Origin of the sequence: Neorhizobium tomejilense, assembly GCF_964254135.1 — a bacterium.
Lineage (GTDB): Bacteria > Pseudomonadota > Alphaproteobacteria > Rhizobiales > Rhizobiaceae > Neorhizobium > Neorhizobium tomejilense.
In genome coordinates this window covers 2,895,259-2,914,790 of record NZ_CAXUSO020000001.1, presented here as the reverse complement: position 1 = coordinate 2,914,790, position 19,532 = coordinate 2,895,259, and the positions used below count along the sequence as shown (strand labels likewise).

General features: G+C 60.8%; 21 protein-coding genes. 13 read left to right on the top strand and 8 right to left on the bottom strand.

The annotated features are described in order from the left end of the window. Positions 1-43: 43 nt before the first annotated feature. From ACSQ3G_RS14830 to ACSQ3G_RS14820, 3 genes are all read right to left on the bottom strand, one after another. Complete coding sequence (locus ACSQ3G_RS14830; RefSeq protein ID WP_436110569.1) at positions 44-442, bottom strand: type II toxin-antitoxin system VapC family toxin; 399 nt, start codon at positions 440-442, stop codon at positions 44-46. Then, positions 439-777, bottom strand: a complete 339-nt coding sequence (locus ACSQ3G_RS14825) for a type II toxin-antitoxin system Phd/YefM family antitoxin (protein ID WP_436110568.1) — start codon at positions 775-777, stop codon at positions 439-441. Before ACSQ3G_RS14825 ends, ACSQ3G_RS14830 begins: the two co-directional genes overlap by 4 nt. Before the next feature lie 79 nt (positions 778-856). Beyond that, positions 857-1,648, bottom strand: coding sequence for a creatininase family protein (locus ACSQ3G_RS14820; RefSeq protein ID WP_436110567.1), 792 nt, complete (start codon positions 1,646-1,648; stop codon positions 857-859). A gap of 83 nt (positions 1,649-1,731) precedes the next feature. On the opposite strand from ACSQ3G_RS14820, the gene ACSQ3G_RS14815 reads away from it, so the two are divergent. Next, entirely contained in the window at positions 1,732-2,232 is a 501-nt protein-coding gene (locus tag ACSQ3G_RS14815; protein ID WP_046668276.1) for a MarR family winged helix-turn-helix transcriptional regulator, read from the top strand. 109 nt (positions 2,233-2,341) lie between these two features. Next, positions 2,342-3,364, top strand: a complete 1,023-nt coding sequence (locus tag ACSQ3G_RS14810; protein WP_436110566.1) for a LacI family DNA-binding transcriptional regulator — start codon at positions 2,342-2,344, stop codon at positions 3,362-3,364. 20 nt (positions 3,365-3,384) lie between these two features. Here the strand turns inward: ACSQ3G_RS14810 and ACSQ3G_RS14805 are convergent, their stop codons facing one another. Beyond that, positions 3,385-4,158: a gamma-glutamyl-gamma-aminobutyrate hydrolase family protein gene (locus ACSQ3G_RS14805; protein WP_436110565.1), complete on the bottom strand. Its 774-nt coding sequence runs from the start codon at positions 4,156-4,158 to the stop codon at positions 3,385-3,387. Between the two features lie 306 nt (positions 4,159-4,464). On the opposite strand from ACSQ3G_RS14805, the gene ACSQ3G_RS14800 reads away from it, so the two are divergent. Beyond that, positions 4,465-5,571: a TRAP transporter substrate-binding protein gene (locus ACSQ3G_RS14800; protein WP_105400132.1), complete on the top strand. Its 1,107-nt coding sequence runs from the start codon at positions 4,465-4,467 to the stop codon at positions 5,569-5,571. Between the two features lie 83 nt (positions 5,572-5,654). On the opposite strand, the gene ACSQ3G_RS14795 is transcribed toward ACSQ3G_RS14800, so the two are convergent. The 3 genes from ACSQ3G_RS14795 to ACSQ3G_RS14785 all read right to left on the bottom strand — a co-directional run bounded on the left by ACSQ3G_RS14795 (position 5,655) and on the right by ACSQ3G_RS14785 (position 8,975). Further along, the gene (locus ACSQ3G_RS14795; RefSeq protein ID WP_436110564.1) at positions 5,655-6,590 is read right to left on the bottom strand and encodes an FkbM family methyltransferase; all 936 of its coding nucleotides are present in this window, start codon (positions 6,588-6,590) and stop codon (positions 5,655-5,657) included. Between the two features lie 317 nt (positions 6,591-6,907). Further along, the gene (locus tag ACSQ3G_RS14790) at positions 6,908-8,410 is read right to left on the bottom strand and encodes a TRAP transporter large permease (RefSeq protein WP_436110563.1); all 1,503 of its coding nucleotides are present in this window, start codon (positions 8,408-8,410) and stop codon (positions 6,908-6,910) included. 25 nt (positions 8,411-8,435) lie between these two features. Next, positions 8,436-8,975 carry a TRAP transporter small permease subunit gene (locus tag ACSQ3G_RS14785; protein ID WP_436110562.1) on the bottom strand — a complete coding sequence of 180 codons (540 nt, stop codon included), beginning with the start codon at positions 8,973-8,975 and terminating at the stop codon, positions 8,436-8,438. Between the two features lie 314 nt (positions 8,976-9,289). On the opposite strand from ACSQ3G_RS14785, the gene ACSQ3G_RS14780 reads away from it, so the two are divergent. From ACSQ3G_RS14780 to ACSQ3G_RS14735, 10 genes are all read left to right on the top strand, one after another. After that, complete coding sequence (locus ACSQ3G_RS14780; RefSeq protein WP_245440334.1) at positions 9,290-11,611, top strand: putative bifunctional diguanylate cyclase/phosphodiesterase; 2,322 nt, start codon at positions 9,290-9,292, stop codon at positions 11,609-11,611. Positions 11,612-11,780: 169 nt separating this feature from the next. Beyond that, entirely contained in the window at positions 11,781-12,539 is a 759-nt protein-coding gene (locus ACSQ3G_RS14775) for an N-acyl amino acid synthase FeeM domain-containing protein (RefSeq protein WP_046668270.1), read from the top strand. A gap of 190 nt (positions 12,540-12,729) precedes the next feature. Beyond that, positions 12,730-12,954, top strand: a complete 225-nt coding sequence (locus tag ACSQ3G_RS14770) for an aa3-type cytochrome c oxidase subunit IV (protein ID WP_436110561.1) — start codon at positions 12,730-12,732, stop codon at positions 12,952-12,954. A gap of 86 nt (positions 12,955-13,040) precedes the next feature. Further along, positions 13,041-14,324 carry a Re/Si-specific NAD(P)(+) transhydrogenase subunit alpha gene (locus ACSQ3G_RS14765; protein ID WP_436110560.1) on the top strand — a complete coding sequence of 428 codons (1,284 nt, stop codon included), beginning with the start codon at positions 13,041-13,043 and terminating at the stop codon, positions 14,322-14,324. Then, positions 14,324-14,722 (top strand): proton-translocating transhydrogenase family protein, encoded by a 399-nt coding sequence (locus ACSQ3G_RS14760; protein WP_046634620.1) that lies wholly within the window; start codon positions 14,324-14,326, stop codon positions 14,720-14,722. Before ACSQ3G_RS14765 ends, ACSQ3G_RS14760 begins: the two co-directional genes overlap by 1 nt. A 13-nt stretch (positions 14,723-14,735) precedes the next feature. Then, positions 14,736-16,136: an NAD(P)(+) transhydrogenase (Re/Si-specific) subunit beta gene (locus tag ACSQ3G_RS14755; protein ID WP_105421773.1), complete on the top strand. Its 1,401-nt coding sequence runs from the start codon at positions 14,736-14,738 to the stop codon at positions 16,134-16,136. Positions 16,137-16,155: 19 nt separating this feature from the next. Next, positions 16,156-16,494 carry a ribbon-helix-helix domain-containing protein gene (locus ACSQ3G_RS14750; RefSeq protein WP_436110559.1) on the top strand — a complete coding sequence of 113 codons (339 nt, stop codon included), beginning with the start codon at positions 16,156-16,158 and terminating at the stop codon, positions 16,492-16,494. Next, positions 16,487-16,780 carry a type II toxin-antitoxin system RelE/ParE family toxin gene (locus ACSQ3G_RS14745; protein WP_046668267.1) on the top strand — a complete coding sequence of 98 codons (294 nt, stop codon included), beginning with the start codon at positions 16,487-16,489 and terminating at the stop codon, positions 16,778-16,780. The genes ACSQ3G_RS14750 and ACSQ3G_RS14745 overlap by 8 nt, the downstream gene beginning before the upstream one ends. A gap of 28 nt (positions 16,781-16,808) precedes the next feature. Further along, on the top strand, positions 16,809-17,774 hold the full coding sequence (locus ACSQ3G_RS14740; RefSeq protein WP_436110558.1) for an acetylxylan esterase: 966 nt from the start codon (positions 16,809-16,811) through the stop codon (positions 17,772-17,774). Continuing rightward, complete coding sequence (locus ACSQ3G_RS14735) at positions 17,771-18,499, top strand: esterase family protein (protein WP_436110557.1); 729 nt, start codon at positions 17,771-17,773, stop codon at positions 18,497-18,499. The genes ACSQ3G_RS14740 and ACSQ3G_RS14735 overlap by 4 nt, the downstream gene beginning before the upstream one ends. Before the next feature lie 38 nt (positions 18,500-18,537). Here ACSQ3G_RS14735 and ACSQ3G_RS14730 read toward each other — a convergent pair whose 3' ends face one another. Beyond that, a complete protein-coding gene (locus tag ACSQ3G_RS14730; protein ID WP_245441017.1) occupies positions 18,538-19,425 on the bottom strand; it encodes a tetratricopeptide repeat protein in 888 nt (295 codons plus the stop codon). Positions 19,426-19,532: the final 107 nt, after the last annotated feature.

Below are 19,532 nucleotides of genomic sequence, written 5' to 3'. Positions count from 1 at the left end.
AGATCACATCGGAATTGCAGCTGACGCCAAGTGATCTTGTTGCTCACGCCGACGGCGAAACGATTGCGGAAACCACGTCCGTTCTGGCGAAATCGTCACCAACATAGAGAAGCGGACAGTCGAATTCCTTCGCTGTCGCATAAGCGAAGCAATCGCCGAAATTGAGCGAAGCCTTGTGAAAGCCTTTGCCGAACAGAGCGTAAGCGGCGGCCGCAAAGGCGGCACGTTCTCGTGTTACATCGACGATCTGCGTTACTGAGATTGATATCAGGCTTCTGACTTCGATCAGAAGTTTTCGGCGTGTTGCAACGATAAGTGCCTCGGTGAGGGTTCCGGCAGACATGATGATTGACGATTCGGCTGCGATAACGCCGGCGCATCGCTCGGCCATCGCTTCACCTGTGATGATCGCGATAATGGCCGAGGTGTCCAGCACGATCATTTAGGCAGGCCATGCTCGTCGTAGAGAAAGTCTTGACTTCGCGCAGCATCAGTATCTGACGGCAAGTTTCTGCGCTCCGCCATTTCGCGAATTTCCCGCAAGATCTTCGTCTTTTCAGCAGGGCTCAGAGGTTTTCCTTCTGCTGCCAGAAGTAATGGCTTCCGTAATTCCGCCGCGACCGCTTCCGTCTCCGATTGGGTGCCGACCGAATGTATAACCGGCTGCAAGCGAACTGAGGGCGCCCCATCATTAGTTAAGACGACTTCTTCCCCTTGTTCGACGAGGTTCACAAGCTCTCTGAGTTTGCCTTCTGCTTCCGCAATGGAAATACGCATCGGATTTCCTCTTTTTGCTGAATCTCGTCAGAAATATGCGGTGCGGCGCGATGATAAACAAGCACTCCGGTTTATTCCACTACTTAAAGTCTTGTGCATCAAACCGCGCCACATCCCCCAGCAACTCGATAATCCCCTTCACAGCATGCGCGACCAGCAGCTCCCCCCGTTCCGCCGTTGCCGCGGCCGCGTTGCCGGCGACGCCTTTGTGGTTGAGGTCGGACATCTTCCAGCCGAAGGCGTGCGGGCCGTAGGCGCGCAGATGTTTGAAATCGCGGGAAAAGTCCGATTGGCGGGACAGGAAGTTTTCGGCCCTGGCCATATCGACCCGGTCCGGATTGAGCGCCAGCATGATTGAAGTCTCGATGTCTCCGCCGTGGATGTCGACCGCCTTGTCCTCCGGGGCGATCCAGCCGGCGGGCTGGCCGAAGCGGGTCCAGCTTGTGGCGACGACCAGCATGCCAAACCGCACCCGCGCCTCGGTCGCGACGATGGTCATGAGCGGCGAATTGCCGCCATGGGCGTTGAGCAGCACCAGCTTGTGGATGCCCTTGGCGTGAAGATCGCCGGCAATGCCGAGCCAGCGGTAAACGGCTTCGTCGAAGGCAAGTGTCTTCGTACCGGCGACATCCATATGTTCTATCGAATAACCGACGGGCTCCGTAGGCAGGAACGTGACCGGCAGGTGGGCAGGCAGGGCAGGGATCAAGCGGGCGACGAGGCCCTCGGCGATCAGCGTGTCGGTCTCGAACGGCAGGTGCGGTCCGTGCTGCTCATGGGCGCCGAGCGGCAGGACGGCGACCCAGTTTCGCCTTTCTGTGGACGCAAGTGTCGTATCATTGTCATGATAGCGTGGCGAAGGGTGCGACATCTGGCGGTGGTTTCCCGGTTTCGATATGGATAGCGCGCCACAGATATAACGGCTACTTCTTTAGGGCAAAACGGGCGGAGCGAATGAGCAAGAAGAAGGGCGACAAAAAAGCCAAGTCCGGCAAGAAGAAGGAACTGGAAGGCCTTTCGGCCACCGACCTTGCGCCGGCGATCACCCAGGCCGCCCGCTCCATGCGCACAGCGCTCAGCCGCAGCCTCGGTGAAAGCGGGCTTTATGCCGGCCAGGACGGCGTCATCCTGATTCTTGCCGAAGAAGACGGCATGACCCCCGGCCAGCTCGCCATACGGCTCGGCGTCAAGGCTCCGACCATGACCCGCACGATCGGCCGCATGGAAGCCCAGGGGTTTCTGGAACGCCGCGCCGACGGCACCGACGGGCGCCTTACGAAGGTGCATCTGACGGAAGCCGGATTGCAGACCGTCGAACAGATCGGCCGCTCGGTCTCCGAGTGCGGTTCGATCGCTGCAAAAGGCCTCTCCGACAAGGAGATCCGCACTCTCCTCAAGCTCCTCAAAACCATCGAGCAGAATCTCCAGTCCGAGCCCTCGGACGACAGAGGTTGATTTCCCTCCAGATTTTCGCGGTCACAGGATTGTCGCACGGAATTAAATTGTTTATTTAAAGTTTAATTCGAGCATCGGATAGCGATGCCGGCCATTGCGGGTGGGGGAAATGGCGCAAAAGATCAAGTTGTCGACGATTGGCGAGAGCCTTGGTCTTTCAACTGCCACGATATCGCTTGCGCTGCGCGACAGCCCGCTCGTGGCGGCCGATACCCGGGAAAAAATCAAGGAACAGGCAAGAGTGCTCGGTTATATCTACAACCGCCGGGCTGCCAGCCTGCGTACCTCGCGTTCCGGCATTATTGGCGTCGTGGTGCACGACATCATGAACCCGTTCTACGGGGAAATCCTCAAAGCGATCGAAAGCGAGCTCGATCGCAGCCGCCATACCTTCATCCTTTCCAACCATTACGATTCGGTCGAGAAACAGCGCACCTTCATCGAAACGCTGCTGCAGCTCGGCGGTGACGGGGTGATCATGTCGCCGGCGATCGGCACGCCGATCGAGGATATGAGGCTTGCAGAAGAGAACGGCATGCCGGCCATCCTCGTTGCCCGTTCGATGGAAGGTGTCGAACTGCCGACCTATCGCGGCGACGACAGCTACGGCATTTCGCTTGCCACCAACCATCTGATCGGCCTCGGTCATCGGGTGATCGCCATGATCGGCGGCACGGACCAGACGTCGACCGGCCGAGACCGCTATCAGGGTTATGTCAACGCGCTGCGCAAGGCGGGCATCGAGGTCGATCCGAACCTTCGCCTCCCCGGTCCGCGTTCGAAGCAGGGCGGGTTCGAGGCGGCTGTGCATTTCCTCTCCCTGCCGCAGAAGCCGACAGCCGCCGTCTGCTGGAACGATCTGGTGGCGATCGGCCTGATGAACGGCATTGCCCGCGCCGGGCTGATGCCCGGCCATGACATCTCCGTCACCGGTTACGACGATCTCGAGGAAGCTTCGATCGCGACACCGGCGCTGACGACCGTGTGGAACGGCCAGACAGAAGTCGGCCGGCTTGCGGCGCGCGCCCTGCTCGACCGCCTCGCCGGCAGTCACGAGCCGGACGGCATCCATCTGATCAAGCCGGAAATGCGCATCCGCCAATCGACCGGCGTGCACCGGCCGAGGGCCTGATGTTCAACACACTAGTCGCGTCAGGCCGCCACGTTGGTCAGCGTCTTGCGGGCCGCATAGGCGCGGACAGCCTCGCCGAAGGCTTGGAACAGCGCCCGTGACGGCGCATCGGTTTCCGCCCAGTATTCCGGGTGCCATTGCACCCCGACGGCGAAGTTTTTCGCGTCGATGACCGAAACCGCCTCGATCGTGCCGTCTTCGGCCGTCGCTTCGACCTTCAGCCTGGGAGCGGTTTCGGCGATCGCCTGGCGGTGCAGCGAGTTCACCTGGACTTCGCCTGTCAGCCCGAGATGGTTGGCGATGCAGGAGCCTTCCTGAATGAAGACCGGCTGGCGGATCGCATACATGCTGTCGCGCTCCTTCACATCGGGTTTACGGTGGTCCCAGATGCCCGGCTGGTCCTGGATTTCGCTCACCAGCGTTCCGCCCAGTGCCACGTTCAGTTCCTGGATGCCGCGGCAGATGGCGAGCAGCGGAATGCCGCGGTCGATCGCCCGGCGGATGAGCGGCAGGGAGGTCGCGTCACGGGCCGGGTCGAAGGGGCCGTCGCCGTCGCTCGCTTGCTTGCCATAGAGCGACGGGTGAACATTGGTCGCCGAACCGGAAACCAGCACGCCATCGACCCGATCGAGGATGGCGTCGGTCTCGTTGCCTTCTTCGAAAGCCGGAATGATGAAGGTCATCACATCCGCCACCTTCAATGCCGCCTGGACATACTGGTTCGGCGAGGCATGCCAGATCGCTCCATCCAGTTGGCGGATATCAGCAGGCAGGGCGACGATCGGTTTCGGCATCAGGCTCTCCAACGAGGCTCGCTATCGCGTCTCTTTTCGTTGTGCCGCGGCACCGCGCTTCAAGTCAAGATCGAGGGCCGCTTCGGAGGAAGGCGCTGCCCAAAGAATAAGCATTGGCGCTTTGAAATATCTTGTGAATCCAGTTTGGGAGGGGCGCTACGAAAGTCTAAGGACAAAAGGCGTTCCCGCATTAAGGAATATTAGCTCCGGCGCTTGCAACCCATAGGCCAAAATGTTTACCTCGCCGCAGGATCGGGGGAGTGGGAACGGATAATCCCTCCGGTTTGTCTTACTGGGAGGTATTTCATGGATCGTCGTTCATTCTTTAAAAAGGCCGCCGTCACCGGCGCCGGCGCAGCTGCCGCTACGGTGCTCGCCGCACCGGCCATCGCGCAGTCGAGCCCGAAAATCACCTGGCGTCTGACGTCTTCATTTCCGAAGTCGCTGGACACCATCTATGGCGGCGCGGAAGACATCGCCAAGCATGTCGCCGCAGCAACCGACGGCAATTTCACCATTCAGCCGTTTGCGGCCGGTGAAGTCGTGCCGGCCGGTCAGGCTTTGGATGCCGTCAGTAACGCGACGGTCGAAATGTGTCATACTTGCTCCTACTATTTCGTAGGCAAGGACCCAACGTTTGCCATCGGCACGGCAATTCCTTTCGGCCTCAACGCACGACTGAGCAATGCATGGTTCTACGAAGGCAACGGCAACAAGTTCCTGAACGAATTTTACGCCAAGCACAATGTCTACGGGCTTCCCGCGGGTAATACGGGCGCCCAGATGGGTGGTTGGTTCCGGAAGGAAATCAACACTGTAGACGATTTCAAGGGCGTCAAGATGCGCATCGCCGGGCTTGCCGGCCGGGTGGTCGAGAAGCTCGGTGTCGTGCCGCAGCAGATACCTGGCGGCGACATCTATCCGGCGCTGGAAAAAGGCACGATCGATGCGGCGGAATGGGTCGGCCCCTATGACGACCACAAGCTCGGCTTCTACAAGGTGACCAAATACTACTACTATCCGGCCTTCTGGGAAGGTGGCCCGGTCATCCACGCCTTTATGAATTTGGACAAGTGGAACGCCCTGCCGAAGAGTTACCAGGCGGCACTGACCGACGCCTGCGCGTTTGCCAATACCAGCATGATGGCGAAATACGACACGAAGAACCCGACGGCGATCAAGCAGATCGTCTCGCAGGGCACCACCCTTCGCCCGTTCAGCCAGGAAATCCTCGAAGCCTGCTACAAGGCATCTCTTGAGGTCTACAAGGAAATTTCGGCTTCGAACGAGACGTTCAAGAAGATCTACGAAGATCAGGTCGCCTTCAAGAAGGAAGCCTATCTCTGGATGCAGCTGTCGGAATATACCTACGACACCTTCATGATGATCCAGCAGCGCAGCGGCAAGCTCTGATCCCAGATCAGGCAAGTGTCATTTCAGGAACCCCGGATCGAAAGGTCCGGGGTTTTTGTCTGTGATAATGCCGCTAGGACGCATCAAGCCGAGGAGGGGGAGGCCGAAGGGCGGTTCGTGAAGCGGCTGAAGACTGCCTGGGAGGGAAAGGCCAGTATGTTTTCATAGGTCCGCGCCTCGGGGCGATCGAACCGTTTGAGAACCGGCGCGCCGCCATGGCGGAAATTCCATTTCAGCTTTTCCAGTGTTGAAGCCGACGCGGGCGCATATTCCAGGTCGTAGAATTGATAATCCGGCAGGCAGGCGGTGAGCTTGCCGAAGTCGTCGGGCCCTGCGAGATGGCCGTGGAACTCGAAGGACACGATAGGCCGGTTGAAGGCAATGGTTTCGCGCAGTCCTTTCAGAACCCGCAGTTCGAACCCTTCGACATCGATCTTGATGAAATCGACCCTGGTTATTCCGAGCTGCCTGACGAGTTTGTCGGCTTGGAAAACCGGGAGGCGCAGGATGCGGCTCTGCCCCGATGGCCGGTCATCGTCCACAAAGCCGCTGGCGCCCAGGTTGCCTTCGAGATTTTCGCGGAACATCAGCGTGTCGTCGCAATCGCCGAGAGCCGCTTGATGCAGTCGGATGTTGGCGAGCCGGTTCGAGCGAATGTTGTCGGTCAACCGCCTGAAGACTTCGGGGTTCGGCTCGAAGCAATGGATCTCGGCGAAGTCTCGATTGAGGTGAATGGCGTGGTTGCCGATATTGGCGCCGACATCGAGCGCCACGGCGCCAGGCTCGAATCGGCCCTGCAGGTATTCCAGAAACCGCCCTTCAAAGCAGCCTTCGACGAAGATGGCCTCGTCGATGCTTTGTGCGGGGTCGAGTTTGAAGATGTATCCCCGGTTGGTGCAGTGAATGAAGACGTGGCTCTCTTTTGCAAACCGCCTGCGCCGCAACGGCTCGACTATGGTGCGACCGATCGATCTTCGCACAACGTACATAGCATTCGGCAATACGTGGCTTATCTGCATGTCAGGCCCCGAGCGCTTCAGCCAAACTGATGGGACGACCGACTTCAGCATCGTGCCGTCTGTCAAACTTTATAGGCTCGATGGGCCGGTTAGTATGGCTACCTAAGTGTTAGCTGGGCCTGGATATGGCGCCGGACCTCGATCGGCATACGACTATTGCGGTAGAGGAACGGCCAAAAGGCGAGTTTGACGTAGGGGCTCCGGGCTGGCCGGACTTCGCTGGGCTCCGTTGCCCGGCGGGAATAGCGATGGAGGACAGAGCGTCAACTCTGTCCTCCTAAGATATGGTCCCTGTCCAGGGTGGACGGGAGCTGCCCTTACGGGTTGATCTTCGGTGGCTCGCCGAAGTTCGGCATCCCGGGCAGGCCCTGCTGGCCCGGTTGGGCCGGGGCGCCGTCCATCGGCGGCAGGCCAAAATTCGGCATCTGGTTGCCGCCGCCGTTGCCGAAGCCGGGGATCTCGATCTTGATCGTGTTGAGATCGACGTCAGGCGCCTTGTCCAGCCAGTAGGTGACGGACTCGGGCCAGAAGATCACGATGGCGACGAGAACCAGCTGCATGCAGAGCCATGGGATGGCGCCGAGATAGATATCCTTCGTCTTCACCGATTTCGGCGCGATCGAGCGCAGGTAAAACAGCGCAAATCCGAAGGGCGGGTGCATGAAGCTGGTCTGCATGTTGATGCAGAGCAGCACGCCGAACCAGATCAGGTCGATGCCGAGAGCGCTCGCCACCGGCGCCAGCATCGGGATGACGATGAAGGCAATCTCGAAGAAATCGAGGAAGAAGGCGAGGAAGAAGATGAAGATGTTGACGAAGATCAGGAAGCCGATCGCGCCGCCGGGAACGTGCGACAGAAGATGCTCGATCCACAGGCCGCCGTCCATGCCCTGGAAGACCAGGCTGAAGCAGGTGGCGCCGACCAGGATGAAGACGACCATGGAGGTGATCGTCATCGTCGAATGCATGCCCTGACGCAGCAGATCCCAGGTGAGGCGGCGGTGCATCGCGGCGATCACCATGGCGCCGACGACGCCGAGCGCGCCTGCTTCCGTCGGGGTCGCGAGGCCCATGAAAATGGTGCCGAGCACGAGGAAGATCAGCACGATCGACGGGACCATGCCCCAGAGGACCTTGATGACCAGGGCCATGTTCATCTCGCCCCGCGCTTCCGGCGGCAGCGGCGGAACGTCCTTCGGCCGGAAGATCGACAGGCCGAGGATGAACAGCATGAAGATCGTCACCTGCAGGATCGAAGGTCCGATCGCGCCGAGATACATGTCGCCGACGGAACGGCCGAGCTGGTCGGCCAGAACGATCAGCACGAGCGAGGGCGGGATGACCTGGGTGATCGTGCCCGAGGCGGCGATGACGCCGGTCGCAAGCCGCGGATTGTAGCCGTATTTCAGCATGATCGGCAGCGAGATCACGCCCATGGTGATGACGGACGCGGCGACCGTGCCGGTGATTGCGCCGAGGATGGCGCCGACGACGATAACCGCATAGGCGAGGCCGCCGGGAACGGCGCCGAACAGCTTGCCGGTTCCTTCGAGCAGATCTTCGGCCAGGCCGCAGCGCTCGAGGATCGCTCCCATGAAGGTGAAGAAGGGAATGGCAAGCAACAGGTCGTTGGAGACGATACCGAAGATGCGGAACGGCAGCGCCTGCATGAAGGCGAATTCGAAATGGCCGGTGGCGATGCCGAGAAGACCGAAGAAGAGGCCGACGGCCGACAGCGAGAAGGCGACCGGGAAGCCGTAAAGCATGAAGATGATCATGCCGAGGAACATTGCCGGCGGCATTATACCGTATTGGAACATGAGCGGTTATCCCCCGAAAATGGTGTTATTGCAGCGGCTTTTCGTAGGTCGTATCGACCTGGAGGACGCCCAAAAGACCGGCGATGCGCTTCACCAGTTCGGAAAACCCCTGCAGCGCCAGGAGGCTGAAACCCGCGACGATGATGAGTTTCACCGGCCAGCGGATGAGGCCGCCGGCGTTCGAGGACACTTCGCCCTGCGCGTAGGAGAGCGCGAAGAACGGCCAGGCAAGCCATGCGAGATAGATGCAGGCCGGAATGAGGAAGGCGATCAGGCCGATCGTATCGATCCACAGACGGGCGCGGTCGGAAACGGCGCCGTAGATGAGATCGACGCGCACATGCTCATTCAGCCTCAGAGTGTGGGAAGCGCCCAGAAGCACGATGAAGCCGAAGAGATACCACTGGATTTCAAGCCAGCCGTTGGAGCTGTAGTTGAAGAGGTAGCGGATGAGCGCATTGCCGGCGCTGATGAGGGTGCAGGCGAGAACGAGATAGCCGGAAAATTTGCCAATAATTTCGCTGAGGCGGTCGATGAGACCGCTGATCTTCAACAGTGCAGCCATGGTTTCCCCAATTCAACGGGTCTCTCTTATCCCGCCCGCCCTGGCATGGCGATGTAAACCAAGGTCTAATAAAAGGAAAGTCCTAAAAGCCTGGGTTTTCGTCTACAAAAAACAGGGATCGAAAGGCGTTGCGCAAGCCGGGAAGAGGTTGCGTCTCTGCCGAAGGTTGCGTGGTCGAAATTTTAGCTATCCTGTTGTCAATTTATTCAGCAAACTCTCAAGAACCCCCCAATGAAAGGGGGGCTGCGGCCCGCGGACAAGCAATTTTTAAAAGGTTTCCCGCAGTGTCGACCGGAAGACAAGGGATGAACCCGATGAAAGAGACAGAAGCGAAGACGCTGTCGACGGATGTGTATCTGTCGTTCGTCACGTCGCTATTTGGAAATCGCGGCACACTATGGACCGGCGTGGTTGTTCACGTCCTGTGGTGCCTGCTCGTTTTCCATTACAGCGGTGCGCAATTCTATCTCCTGTTCGCCTGCGGCTTCGCGGCGGTCTTTGCCTATCGCATGTACTGGTTCCAGCGGTTCGACAAGGTCGACAAGGGGGCGCTCACCTATGACGGCATCGCCGCCTGGGAGCAGCAATATGTGATTGGCGCGTTCCTCGCGGCCTTCCTGCTCGGCATCGCCAGCGGCTATGCCCTGCTGGTGCTGGAAAACCCCTTCGTCGGCTTCACCTGCATCGCCATGACGCTCGGCTCGATGATGTCGATCGTCGGCCGCAACTATGGTTCGCGCATCGCCGTCGATCTCCAGACGCTCGGCTGTTGCGGCCCGATCCTGATTGCCTGCCTGTTCACCGAGGATCTGCATCTGGCGCTGATGTCGCTGCTGCTTATCCCCTTCGGCCTGACCACGAGGTCGATGGCCAACGGGGTGCGCGAATTCCTTTATGAAAACGTCATCGCGTCCCGGAAGATGGCGATCATCGCCGGCCGTTTCGATATCGCCTTGAAGACGATTTCCCACGGCCTGGTGATGCTCGACGGCGAAGGCAAGATCCAGGTGATCAACCGCCGTGCCCGCGATCTGCTCGGCCTCGACAAGAAGAGCGATCTCAAGGACCGCGATTTCGCCGCCGTGCTCTGCGAGGATGCGGAGAATGCGCCCGAGACCATCCTGCGCCAGCTTTCCAAACTGGCCGACGGCTCGCTCGAACGCGCGCTCTTCAAGTTCAAGGACGACCGCCATCTCGAATTCTCGGTCAGCCCGCGCACCGACGGCGGTGTCGTGCTGATCTTCGAAGACGTCACCGCCCGTCTCGCAGCCGAGGAAAAGGTGCTGCACATGGTGCGGTTCGACGCCTTGACCGGCCTGCCGAACCGCGGCCACTTCGCGGATCTTGCGACCAAGAAGCTGAAGCGGCGGGGCGAGGCCCTGGCGGCGCTCGCGATGTTCGACGTCGACGGGTTCAAGCATGTCAACGACCTGCGCGGCCACGTGGTCGGCGACCGATTGCTTGCGGCGATCGCGGCAAGGCTTACAGCGCTGAAGAGCGACGGCCTGCTGGCGGGCCGCCTGGTCGGCGACGAATTCGTCGTGTTGCTGACCGGCGGCGACGACGATTGCGAGCTGGAGCGTCAGATCCGCCGCATCCACGCCGAGATCCAGGGCGACTATTACGTCGACGGGCTTCGCCTTCCCGTTTCGATGAACAGCGGCTGCGTCATCCTGCCGTCGCAGGACTTCGACATGGAAAACTGGCAGATCAAGGCGGACCTTGCACTCAACCACGCGAAGTCCACCGGCAACGGCACGCTGACAGTGTTCCTTTCGGAAATGGACGCCCAGTATATCGACGAGCAGAAGCTCCGCGTCGACCTTCGCCAGGCGATCGAGAACCACGGCCTGCATGTCGTCTATCAGCCGATGTATCGTCCCGACGGTTCCGGCATCGAATGCAGCGAGGCGCTGGTGCGCTGGCGCCATCCGGAGCGCGGCATGGTGGGGCCGAACGTCTTCATCCCGATGGCCGAGGACATGGGGCTCGTCTCGCACATCACTCACCTCGTGCTCGACCAGGCCTGCCGCGACTGCGCGACCTGGCCGGAGCCGATGGCCGTTTCCGTCAACCTTTCGATCCAGGACCTGCGCAACGACGACATCGTCGGTTATGTGGCGGACGTGCTGAAGCGCTATTCGCTCGATCCGTCGCGGCTGCATCTCGAAGTCACCGAAAGCTGCTTCATGGACGAGCCGGTGGCGGTCAGCGCCATTCTCAACCAGTTCCGCGTGACCGGGGTGACGATCGCGATCGACGATTTCGGCACCGGCTTCTCGAGCCTGAGCTATCTCGACTCCCTGCCGCTCGACGTGGTCAAGATCGACCGGGCGTTCATCCGCAATATCGCCGAGGACCAGCGCAAGCTGAAGCTCCTGCGCGGCATCGTGCATCTGTCTCGCGAACTCGGTCTCAAGATCGTCGTCGAAGGCGTGGAGACCAAGGAACAGCTCGCGCTGATCAACCGCCATCGGTTCTCCGATCTGGTCCAGGGTTACGTGTTCTCCGTGCCTGTCGCTTCCGAAAAGATCATCGAACTGGCGGCCGAGGCCGCTCCTGCCGCCAAGCTTTCGTCCATCCGGCGTGGTGCCAAAAATGCACAGGCCTCGCCTCTTCGGGCTGCCGCGCGCTAAATCCCGCCTGAAATTGGAACAGTGTTAACGGTTTTGGGACGCCGGCGAGGGGTCGTTAACAGTTTGTTAACCATAACATTTAGAATTTTATTCAATTCGATGCCCATTCATTGCGGGCTATGGGTCTTTTAGGGTTAATCCATGGTTAAAGCTCATGGAACAGATCCCAATGCCCTTAGGCCAATCATTTTCTGACGGAAACTTTTCAGCAAAACTTCTCTCCACGCTCGACCATGTCGAATATCGGCGTATCGAGAGCAACGAAGATTTTGAGGATATCGCCCGGCTGCGATACAGGGCCTACAAGACCCACAACGTGCTGCCGGTCGCTGCGACCAAGCTCATCGATGAGATCGACTTCGACAAGAATGCGCATGTCTTCGGCGTCTATTACGACGAGGAACTGGTCAGCACGATCCGCCTCCACCACGTCACGCCGGAACACAGGGTCTGCCAGTCGATCAGCATTTTCCCCGAGGCCGTGAATGGCCTTCTGGACGCCGGGATGACATTGATCGACTCGGCGCGTTTCGCCATTGCTCCGGAATATGCCAGCGAACTTTCGGCCATGCCTTACCTGACGGTGCGGCTGACGCCGGTCGCGGCGATCTATTTCGACGCGGACCGCGTGCTGCAGCCGATCCGTCCGGCGCATGCGGCATTTTATCGCCGGTTCTTCTATGCCCAGCCGGTGGTGCCGCCGCGGCGGATCCCGCAATACGATTTCGATCTGATGCTGCTCGCATCGCAGACCCGCGAATTGCGCTCCAAGATGATGAAGCGCTTCCCGGCGTTTCAGTCGGAGGCCTATGAACGCCGCCTGCTGTTTGCGCGCTCCTCGAATTTCGACACCGCGCCGCTCACCATCCTGCCGACGGCCCGCATCGCCGGCCGGCCGAACTCCCCCGAAATGTCCTACCTGACCTGAAGCGCCGACGCCTGGGCGTACCGGAAGCCATTGTGGCGGCATTGCGCTTTCCCATGGCTTTGTGTAAGGCCTGAAGTGACCTCCATCGTGCCGAACGAGGCATGATTCCGGATGTCGATAAGGGTTTTCCCCGCAGGCGCCGACGCTTCGATCGAGCGGGCGCGTGCGGCTGATGAAGGAGACGGGACTGATGGACAATCACCATAGCGGGCCGGTGGAAACGGGTGCTTCGATGGACTATTCGGAACACGACAGGACCTACAACGCCTTCATCGCAGGCGCGAAATGGGGCACGATGGTCATCGTCGTCCTGATGATCGCCATGGCTGCCGGTTTCTTCGGCGGAGCGGGCTTCATCGGCAGCCTTCTCGTCTTCATCATTCTCAATATAGCCGGCGTTTTCCTGCTGCGTTGATCCGGTTCGGCCAGCCCGGCCACCGGCTTTGAGGAAGGGCGAAGTTTTTCGCCCGCCTTGCGATATCGACTGGGAGGAGACAGTCTTTGCCGAAGATCGTATTTGTATGCCGTGAAGGTTCCGACGAACCGCGCGTCGCCGCTTCGCCCGAGAGCGTCAAGCGGCTGACAGGGCTTGGGCTCTCGGTCGTGATCGAGAGCGGCGCTGGCCTTGCCTCCGGTGTTCGCGATGCGGATTTCGAAGCCACCGGTGCCCGCATAGCCGGTGCCGGGGAGGTCGGCTCGGCCGATATCATCCTGAGGGTCAACCGGCCGACAGCGGCTGAGATGGCGTCCTACAAGCCGGGTGCCGTGGTGTTTGCTGTCATGGACCCCTATGGCAACGAGGCCGCCCTTGCCGGGATGGCAAAAGCTGGGCTCACCACGTTTGCCATGGAACTGATGCCGCGCATCACCCGCGCCCAGTCGATGGACGTGCTGTCCTCCCAGGCGAACCTTGCCGGATATCGCGCCGTCATCGACGCATCCCATGAATACGGCCGCGCCATGCCGATGATGATGACCGCCGCCGGCACCGTGCCCGCCGCAAAAGTCTTCGTCATGGGCGCCGGTGTTGCCGGCCTGCAGGCGATCGCCACGGCCCGCCGTCTCGGCGCCGTGGTATCGGCAACCGACGTGCGCCCCGCCGCCAAGGAACAGGTCGCCTCGCTCGGCGCGAAGTTCATCGCGGTCGAGGACGAGGAATTCAAGGCGGCCGAAACCGCCGCCGGTTACGCCAAGCCGATGTCGGAAGCCTATCAGGCAAAGCAGGCGGCATTGGTTGCCGAGCATATCGCCAAGCAGGACATCGTCATCACCACGGCTCTCATTCCCGGCCGTCCGGCCCCGAGGCTGGTGACGCGCGCCATGCTGGCGTCGATGAAGCCGGGTTCGGTGGCGGTCGACCTCGCGGTCGAGCGCGGCGGCAATATCGAAGGGTCGGAAAAGGGCAAGGTCGCCGATGTCGAGGGTGTGACCGTGATCGGCTACGCCAATGTCGCGGGCCGCATCGCCGCCTCCGCTTCGGCGCTTTATGCCCGCAACCTGTTCGCCTTCATCGAGACCATGGTCGACAAGGGCACCAAGGAATTTGCCGTCAATCTTGAGGACGAACTCGTCAAGGCGACCATGCTGACCCATGGCGGTCAGGTCGTGCACCCGAATTTTGCGGCGGCCGCGGCTGCGCTTGCCGGTGGCGAGGCGCCGGTTGCTGCCCCAGTCGCGACATCCGCTCCAGCCGTAATCTCCATAGAGGAGCCGGCGGCTGCCAAGCCGGTGCGCGCCCGCAAAAAGCCGGTCGCAGATGAAGCCGCAAGCAATGGAGATTTGTGATGGCCGGTGAGGCAATGGACAAGGCGCTGGAGCAGCTCGACCAGGCCGTGACCGCCGTGATGAGCGCTGCCGCCCAGGCCCCGGAAGCGGCGAGCGCCGCAACCGGCGGGGCAATCGATCCCTTCGTGTTCCGGCTGGCGATCTTCGTGCTGTCGATCTTCGTCGGCTATTACGTGGTCTGGTCGGTGACGCCGGCGCTGCATACGCCGCTGATGGCGGTTACCAACGCGATCTCCTCGGTCATCGTCGTCGGCGCGCTGCTTGCGGTCGGCGTATCGGCGAGCGGCTTTGCGACCGGCTTCGGTTTTATCGCGCTGGTGCTCGTTTCGGTGAACATCTTCGGCGGCTTCCTGGTGACCAGCCGGATGCTCGCCATGTACAAGAAAAAAGATCGCTGAGGGTTCGGATACCATGTCGCAGAGCCTCGCAGCTTTCCTCTATCTCGTCTCCGGCGTGCTGTTCATCATGGCCCTCCGGGGCCTTTCCCACCCGACGACCAGCCGCAAGGGCAATGTCTACGGCATGGTCGGCATGGGTATCGCCATCGTCACCACGCTGCTGCTCGCCACGCCCACCTTCGGCGGCTTCATCCTGATCGTGCTGGCGCTCAGCCTCGGCGGCGGGGCGGGGGCTTATATCGCCCGTACCATTCCGATGACGGCGATGCCGCAGCTCGTCGCCGGCTTCCATTCGCTGGTCGGCTTTGCCGCGGTGATGGTGGCGGCAGCAGCACTTTATGCGCCCGATTCCTTCGGCATCGGCGCGATCGGCCATATCCACGGTCAGGCGCTGATCGAACTGGCGCTCGGCGCGGCGATCGGCGCGATCACCTTTACCGGATCGGTCATCGCTTTCCTGAAGCTCGACGGGCGGATGTCCGGCAAGCCGATCATGCTGCCCTACCGGCACTTCATCAATATCGGCCTGCTGGTGCTGGTCGTCGTCTTCGTCTTCGGCCTGGTGCAGACCGAAAGCCATTTCGACTTCTGGCTCGTCGTTGTGCTGGCCTTGGCGCTCGGCGTGCTCCTGATCGTGCCGATCGGCGGCGCCGACATGCCGGTCGTCGTGTCGATGCTGAACTCCTATTCCGGCTGGGCGGCCGCCGGCATCGGCTTCACGCTCGGCAATCTCGCGCTGATCATCACCGGCGCGCTGGTCGGCTCCTCGGGCGCGATCCTCTCCTACATCATGTGCAAGGGGATGAACCGGTCCTTCATCTCTGTCATCCTGGGTGGTTTCGGCGGCGAGACGGCATCGGCCGCCGGCGACGACGGCGTGCAGCGGACGGTGAAACAGGGCTCGGCCGACGACGCGGCCTTCCTGATGCAGAACGCCGAGAAGGTGATCATCGTGCCGGGTTACGGCATGGCCGTCGCCCAGGCCCAGCATGCGCTGCGAGAACTCGCCGATACGCTGAAAAGCCACGGCGTCGAGGTCAAATACGCGATCCATCCCGTCGCCGGCCGCATGCCCGGCCATATGAACGTGCTGCTCGCCGAAGCCAATGTCCCCTATGACGAAGTCTTCGAACTGGAAGACATCAATGCGGAGTTCGCCCAGGCCGACGTCGCCTACGTCATCGGTGCCAACGACGTCACCAACCCGGCGGCCCGCGACGACAAGACCTCGCCGATCTACGGCATGCCGATCCTCGACGTCGACAAGGCGAAGACCTGCCTGTTCGTCAAGCGCTCGCTCGGTTCTGGCTATGCCGGCATCGACAACACGCTGTTCTACAAGGACGGCACGATGATGCTGCTCGGCGACGCCAAGAAGATGACCGAGGACATCGTCAAGGCGATGAAGCACTGAGGCCAGTTGAACGGTGAACATGAAGCCCGGCATCGCCGGGCTTTTTTGTGAAGGCGGATCGTGCGACATTGCGGTGGAGCAGGAGGCTAAGATGGCGAGCATAACTATATCACTTCCGGACGCTGCCAAGGATTGGATCGATGAACAAGTCCGCAGCGGCGGATATGCTAATGCCGCTGAGTATGTGAGCGAACTGGTTACACAGGAGCGAGTTCGGCAAGGCGAAGAGCTTTCGCTTGAAGAGGTGCGCCACCTGATCAAAGCCTCTAAGGCGAGCGGCATTGGGACGAGGAGTATGGACGAGTTGTTTGCCGAGGCAGAGCGGCTCGTAGAGGCGAAGAAGGCGAGACGTGCCTGAGTATCGGCTTACGCCCAGAGCCGAATCAGAAATTGTCGATATCATTCGCTACGGGATTGAGACATTTGGAGTGTTGCAGGCGCAGCACTACGTTGATGAACTGACGCATTGCTTCGAACTCCTTGCAGAGAATCCGCGCATGGGGAAGGCCGTTCCCGATTTTGGCGAGTCAGTGCGCCGCCACATTCATGCGCGTCATATCGTTCTCTATGAAATTAACGCTCCTGGCATCCTGATCCTTGCAGTGGTTCACGTTCGTAGCGTGGTTCGACTCATCAAGTCGTAACAATATTTCGGATCTTGCAGACATCCCCATGACCATCCCCACCAAGCACCCTTACGATTTCGATCCCAGCTATGGCATGGGGCTGAAGCAGCTTCAGGCCGTGGTGCCGCCGCAGGCGCCGGAGGGTTTCGATACGTTCTGGAGGGATCGGTACCGGCGGGCGATGACTGTCGATCCGGAGCCGGGCCTGCGCAAGAGCGGGCTCGAGCATCCGAAATGGCATGTCTTCGACATCGCCTATATGTCGACCGGCCGGTTTCCGATCGGCGGCTGGCTTCTTTTGCCGCGGCAGGGAAACATCAGGCGCGGGCTCGTCGTCGGCCATGGATATGGCGGACGCGACGCGCCGGATCTCGACTTGCCGGTCGAGGAAACCGCCGTCCTGTTTCCCTGCTTCCGCGGCATGTCGCGCAGCACCCGGCCGCCGATCTCGCCGGACTCCCACTGGCATGTGCTGCACGATATCGACAAGCCGGACCGCTACATCATCGGAGGCTGCGTCGACGACCTTTGGGTCGCGGCGAGCATGCTGATCGCCCTTTACCCCTGGCTTTCCGGCCATATCGGCTATAGCGGCATCAGCTTCGGCGGCGGCATCGGCGGGCTGGCCATCCCCTTCGACAACCGGATCGACAGAGGACATCTGTCGCTGCCGACCTTCGGGCATCAGGAGCTGCGGCTGAAGCTGAAAAGCATCGGCAGCGCGGCCTCCGTCCAGGCCTATCAGGCGAAATACGGCAATGCGTTGAAGACGCTGCGCCTGCATGATTCGGCCGTGGCGGCGAGCCGCATCACGGTGCCGATGCTGATGAGCGTCGCGCTGTTCGATCCGGCGGTTGCGCCGCCCTGCCAGTTCGCCGTCGCCAACGCAGTTCCGAAATCAAAATTTAATGAAATCTTCATCCTGGACGCCGGACATTTCGACTATCCTGCCAGCGTGTTGCAAGAGGCGGCCCTTCGCGAGAGGGTCGGACAGTTCTTCAAGGTGTCATGAACCGCGAATATCTGCGCTGGTACAGCCAGCGGCTCCATCGAGACATGGAACTCCTGGTGTTTGGTCATGCCGGCGCCAAGGTGCTGATGTTCCCGACCCGTGAGGGGCGTTTCTGGGAATATGAAGAGCTTGGCATCGTCGGAAGCCTCGCTGAAAAGGTGCGCGCCGGCCAGCTGCAGCTTTATTGCGTCGACGGGCTGGCGGCCGAGACCTTTTACGACGCACACCAGCATCCCTCGGTGCGGATCCGCAGGCATGCGGCATTCGAGGATTATATCCTCAACGAGGTCCTGCCGCTGATGGCTGACCGGAACGGACATGACTGCACGATCGTGCAGGGCTGCAGCCTTGGTGCCTTCCAGGCGGCGAGCATCGCCTTTCGCCATCCGCATCTGTTCCGCAAGCTCGTCGCGTTTTCGGGGCGGTACGACCTGACGCTGAAGGTCGAGGCGTTCGGCGACCTGCTGGACGGCTATTACGACGATACCGTCTATTTCCACACCCCGTCGCATTTCCTGCCCGGCATCAGCAGCGGATGGCAGCTCGAAAGGCTGCGGCAGGTGGAGATCGTGCTGACGATCGGTGACGCCGACCCGTTCCTCGACAACAACCAGCATCTCAGCCAGGTTCTGTCCGAAAAGGGTGTCGGGCATCGCATGCATGTCTGGGACGGTCGCGCGCACCGGGCCGGCGCCTGGCGCAAGATGGCGGCGCTTTATATCTGAGGCAGGGCGGAAATCAGCTCGGCCGACAGGCGGGGATATCAGGTGCTGGCGCGGGTGCGGGTCGCGCCGTCCTGGGCCGGCTTGTAGTTCGGATCGAGACGCATGGCGTGCGAATAAGACTTGTAGGCGCGCGCCTTGTCGCCGCGGCGCTCATAGACCAGTGCCTGGTTCGCCCAGGATTCGGCGAGCTTGTCGTTGAGCTCGATCGCGCGGTTGAAGTCGGCAAACGCGTTGTCGTCGTCGTTCAGGGCGACATAGGAAATGCCGCGGCCGTTATAGGGCTCCGGCGAATTCGCCGACAGCGAGATGGCTTTGGAGAAATCGTCGATCGCCTGGGCGTGCTGGCCGCGCCCCTGGTAGATCAGGCCGCGATTGTGCCAGGCGCGGCCGTCGGTGGTTTCCAGCTGGATCGCCTTGTTGAAGTCGTTGAAGGCTTCGTTGGTACGGCCGGCCTGGCGATAGATATTGCCGCGGCCGATATAGGCGACGTCGTAGTTCGGGTTGATCTGCAGCGAACGGTTGTAGTCGTTGGCCGCTTCGACGGGCTTGCCCATGTTGCGGTAGACCAGCGCCCGGTTGGCATAGGCCTGGTAGAACTGCGGATTGAGCTGGATGGCGCGGTTGAAGTCCTCCAGCGCCTTCGAAAACTCGCCGGCGCGTCCATAGGCCGTACCACGGACATTGTAGGCTTCCGGATCCTGCGGACTGGAACTGATGACGGAAGAGAGCGAGGCGATGTTCTCTTGGGACCCCTGGGCGCGATCGACGGTGATCATGTCGGTCGAGGTCGTGGTCGAGCAGCCGGCGAGCGCCAGAAGGGCGATCAGCGCGGCAGGCAATGCTGTCTTGCGGCGGACGGGAGAAACATGGTTCAAGAGGCCGGAAATTTCGGTTCCACGAGAGAGAACGGGATTTTTGGCGGCCATCAGGCGCATTTCCTCATGTCGGGGCAAAGGCATTGTAAGTCTCGGACCAAATCAAAAGAGCGGCGGCGCCCATGTCGCCACCGCCCTGAAAGCACATGAAAACGTCC

Bases quoted from the DNA above. Each gene is read 5' to 3' on its own strand.
- ACSQ3G_RS14760 (WP_046634620.1), top strand. From the start codon at position 14,324: ATGGCCGGTGAGGCAATGGACAAGGCGCTGGAGCAGCTCGACCAGGCC.
- ACSQ3G_RS14755 (WP_105421773.1), top strand. From the start codon at position 14,736: ATGTCGCAGAGCCTCGCAGCTTTCCTCTATCTCGTCTCCGGCGTGCTG.
- ACSQ3G_RS14750 (WP_436110559.1), top strand. From the start codon at position 16,156: ATGAAGCCCGGCATCGCCGGGCTTTTTTGTGAAGGCGGATCGTGCGAC.
- ACSQ3G_RS14775 (WP_046668270.1), top strand. From the start codon at position 11,781: ATGCCCTTAGGCCAATCATTTTCTGACGGAAACTTTTCAGCAAAACTT.
- ACSQ3G_RS14740 (WP_436110558.1), top strand. From the start codon at position 16,809: ATGACCATCCCCACCAAGCACCCTTACGATTTCGATCCCAGCTATGGC.
- ACSQ3G_RS14830 (WP_436110569.1), bottom strand. From the start codon at position 442: ATGATCGTGCTGGACACCTCGGCCATTATCGCGATCATCACAGGTGAA.
- ACSQ3G_RS14810 (WP_436110566.1), top strand. From the start codon at position 2,342: ATGGCGCAAAAGATCAAGTTGTCGACGATTGGCGAGAGCCTTGGTCTT.
- ACSQ3G_RS14730 (WP_245441017.1), bottom strand. From the start codon at position 19,425: ATGGCCGCCAAAAATCCCGTTCTCTCTCGTGGAACCGAAATTTCCGGC.
- ACSQ3G_RS14825 (WP_436110568.1), bottom strand. From the start codon at position 777: ATGCGTATTTCCATTGCGGAAGCAGAAGGCAAACTCAGAGAGCTTGTG.
- ACSQ3G_RS14770 (WP_436110561.1), top strand. From the start codon at position 12,730: ATGGACAATCACCATAGCGGGCCGGTGGAAACGGGTGCTTCGATGGAC.
- ACSQ3G_RS14735 (WP_436110557.1), top strand. From the start codon at position 17,771: ATGAACCGCGAATATCTGCGCTGGTACAGCCAGCGGCTCCATCGAGAC.
- ACSQ3G_RS14780 (WP_245440334.1), top strand. From the start codon at position 9,290: ATGAAAGAGACAGAAGCGAAGACGCTGTCGACGGATGTGTATCTGTCG.
- ACSQ3G_RS14805 (WP_436110565.1), bottom strand. From the start codon at position 4,158: ATGCCGAAACCGATCGTCGCCCTGCCTGCTGATATCCGCCAACTGGAT.
- ACSQ3G_RS14820 (WP_436110567.1), bottom strand. From the start codon at position 1,648: ATGTCGCACCCTTCGCCACGCTATCATGACAATGATACGACACTTGCG.
- ACSQ3G_RS14785 (WP_436110562.1), bottom strand. From the start codon at position 8,975: ATGGCTGCACTGTTGAAGATCAGCGGTCTCATCGACCGCCTCAGCGAA.
- ACSQ3G_RS14790 (WP_436110563.1), bottom strand. From the start codon at position 8,410: ATGTTCCAATACGGTATAATGCCGCCGGCAATGTTCCTCGGCATGATC.
- ACSQ3G_RS14800 (WP_105400132.1), top strand. From the start codon at position 4,465: ATGGATCGTCGTTCATTCTTTAAAAAGGCCGCCGTCACCGGCGCCGGC.
- ACSQ3G_RS14815 (WP_046668276.1), top strand. From the start codon at position 1,732: ATGAGCAAGAAGAAGGGCGACAAAAAAGCCAAGTCCGGCAAGAAGAAG.
- ACSQ3G_RS14795 (WP_436110564.1), bottom strand. From the start codon at position 6,590: ATGCAGATAAGCCACGTATTGCCGAATGCTATGTACGTTGTGCGAAGA.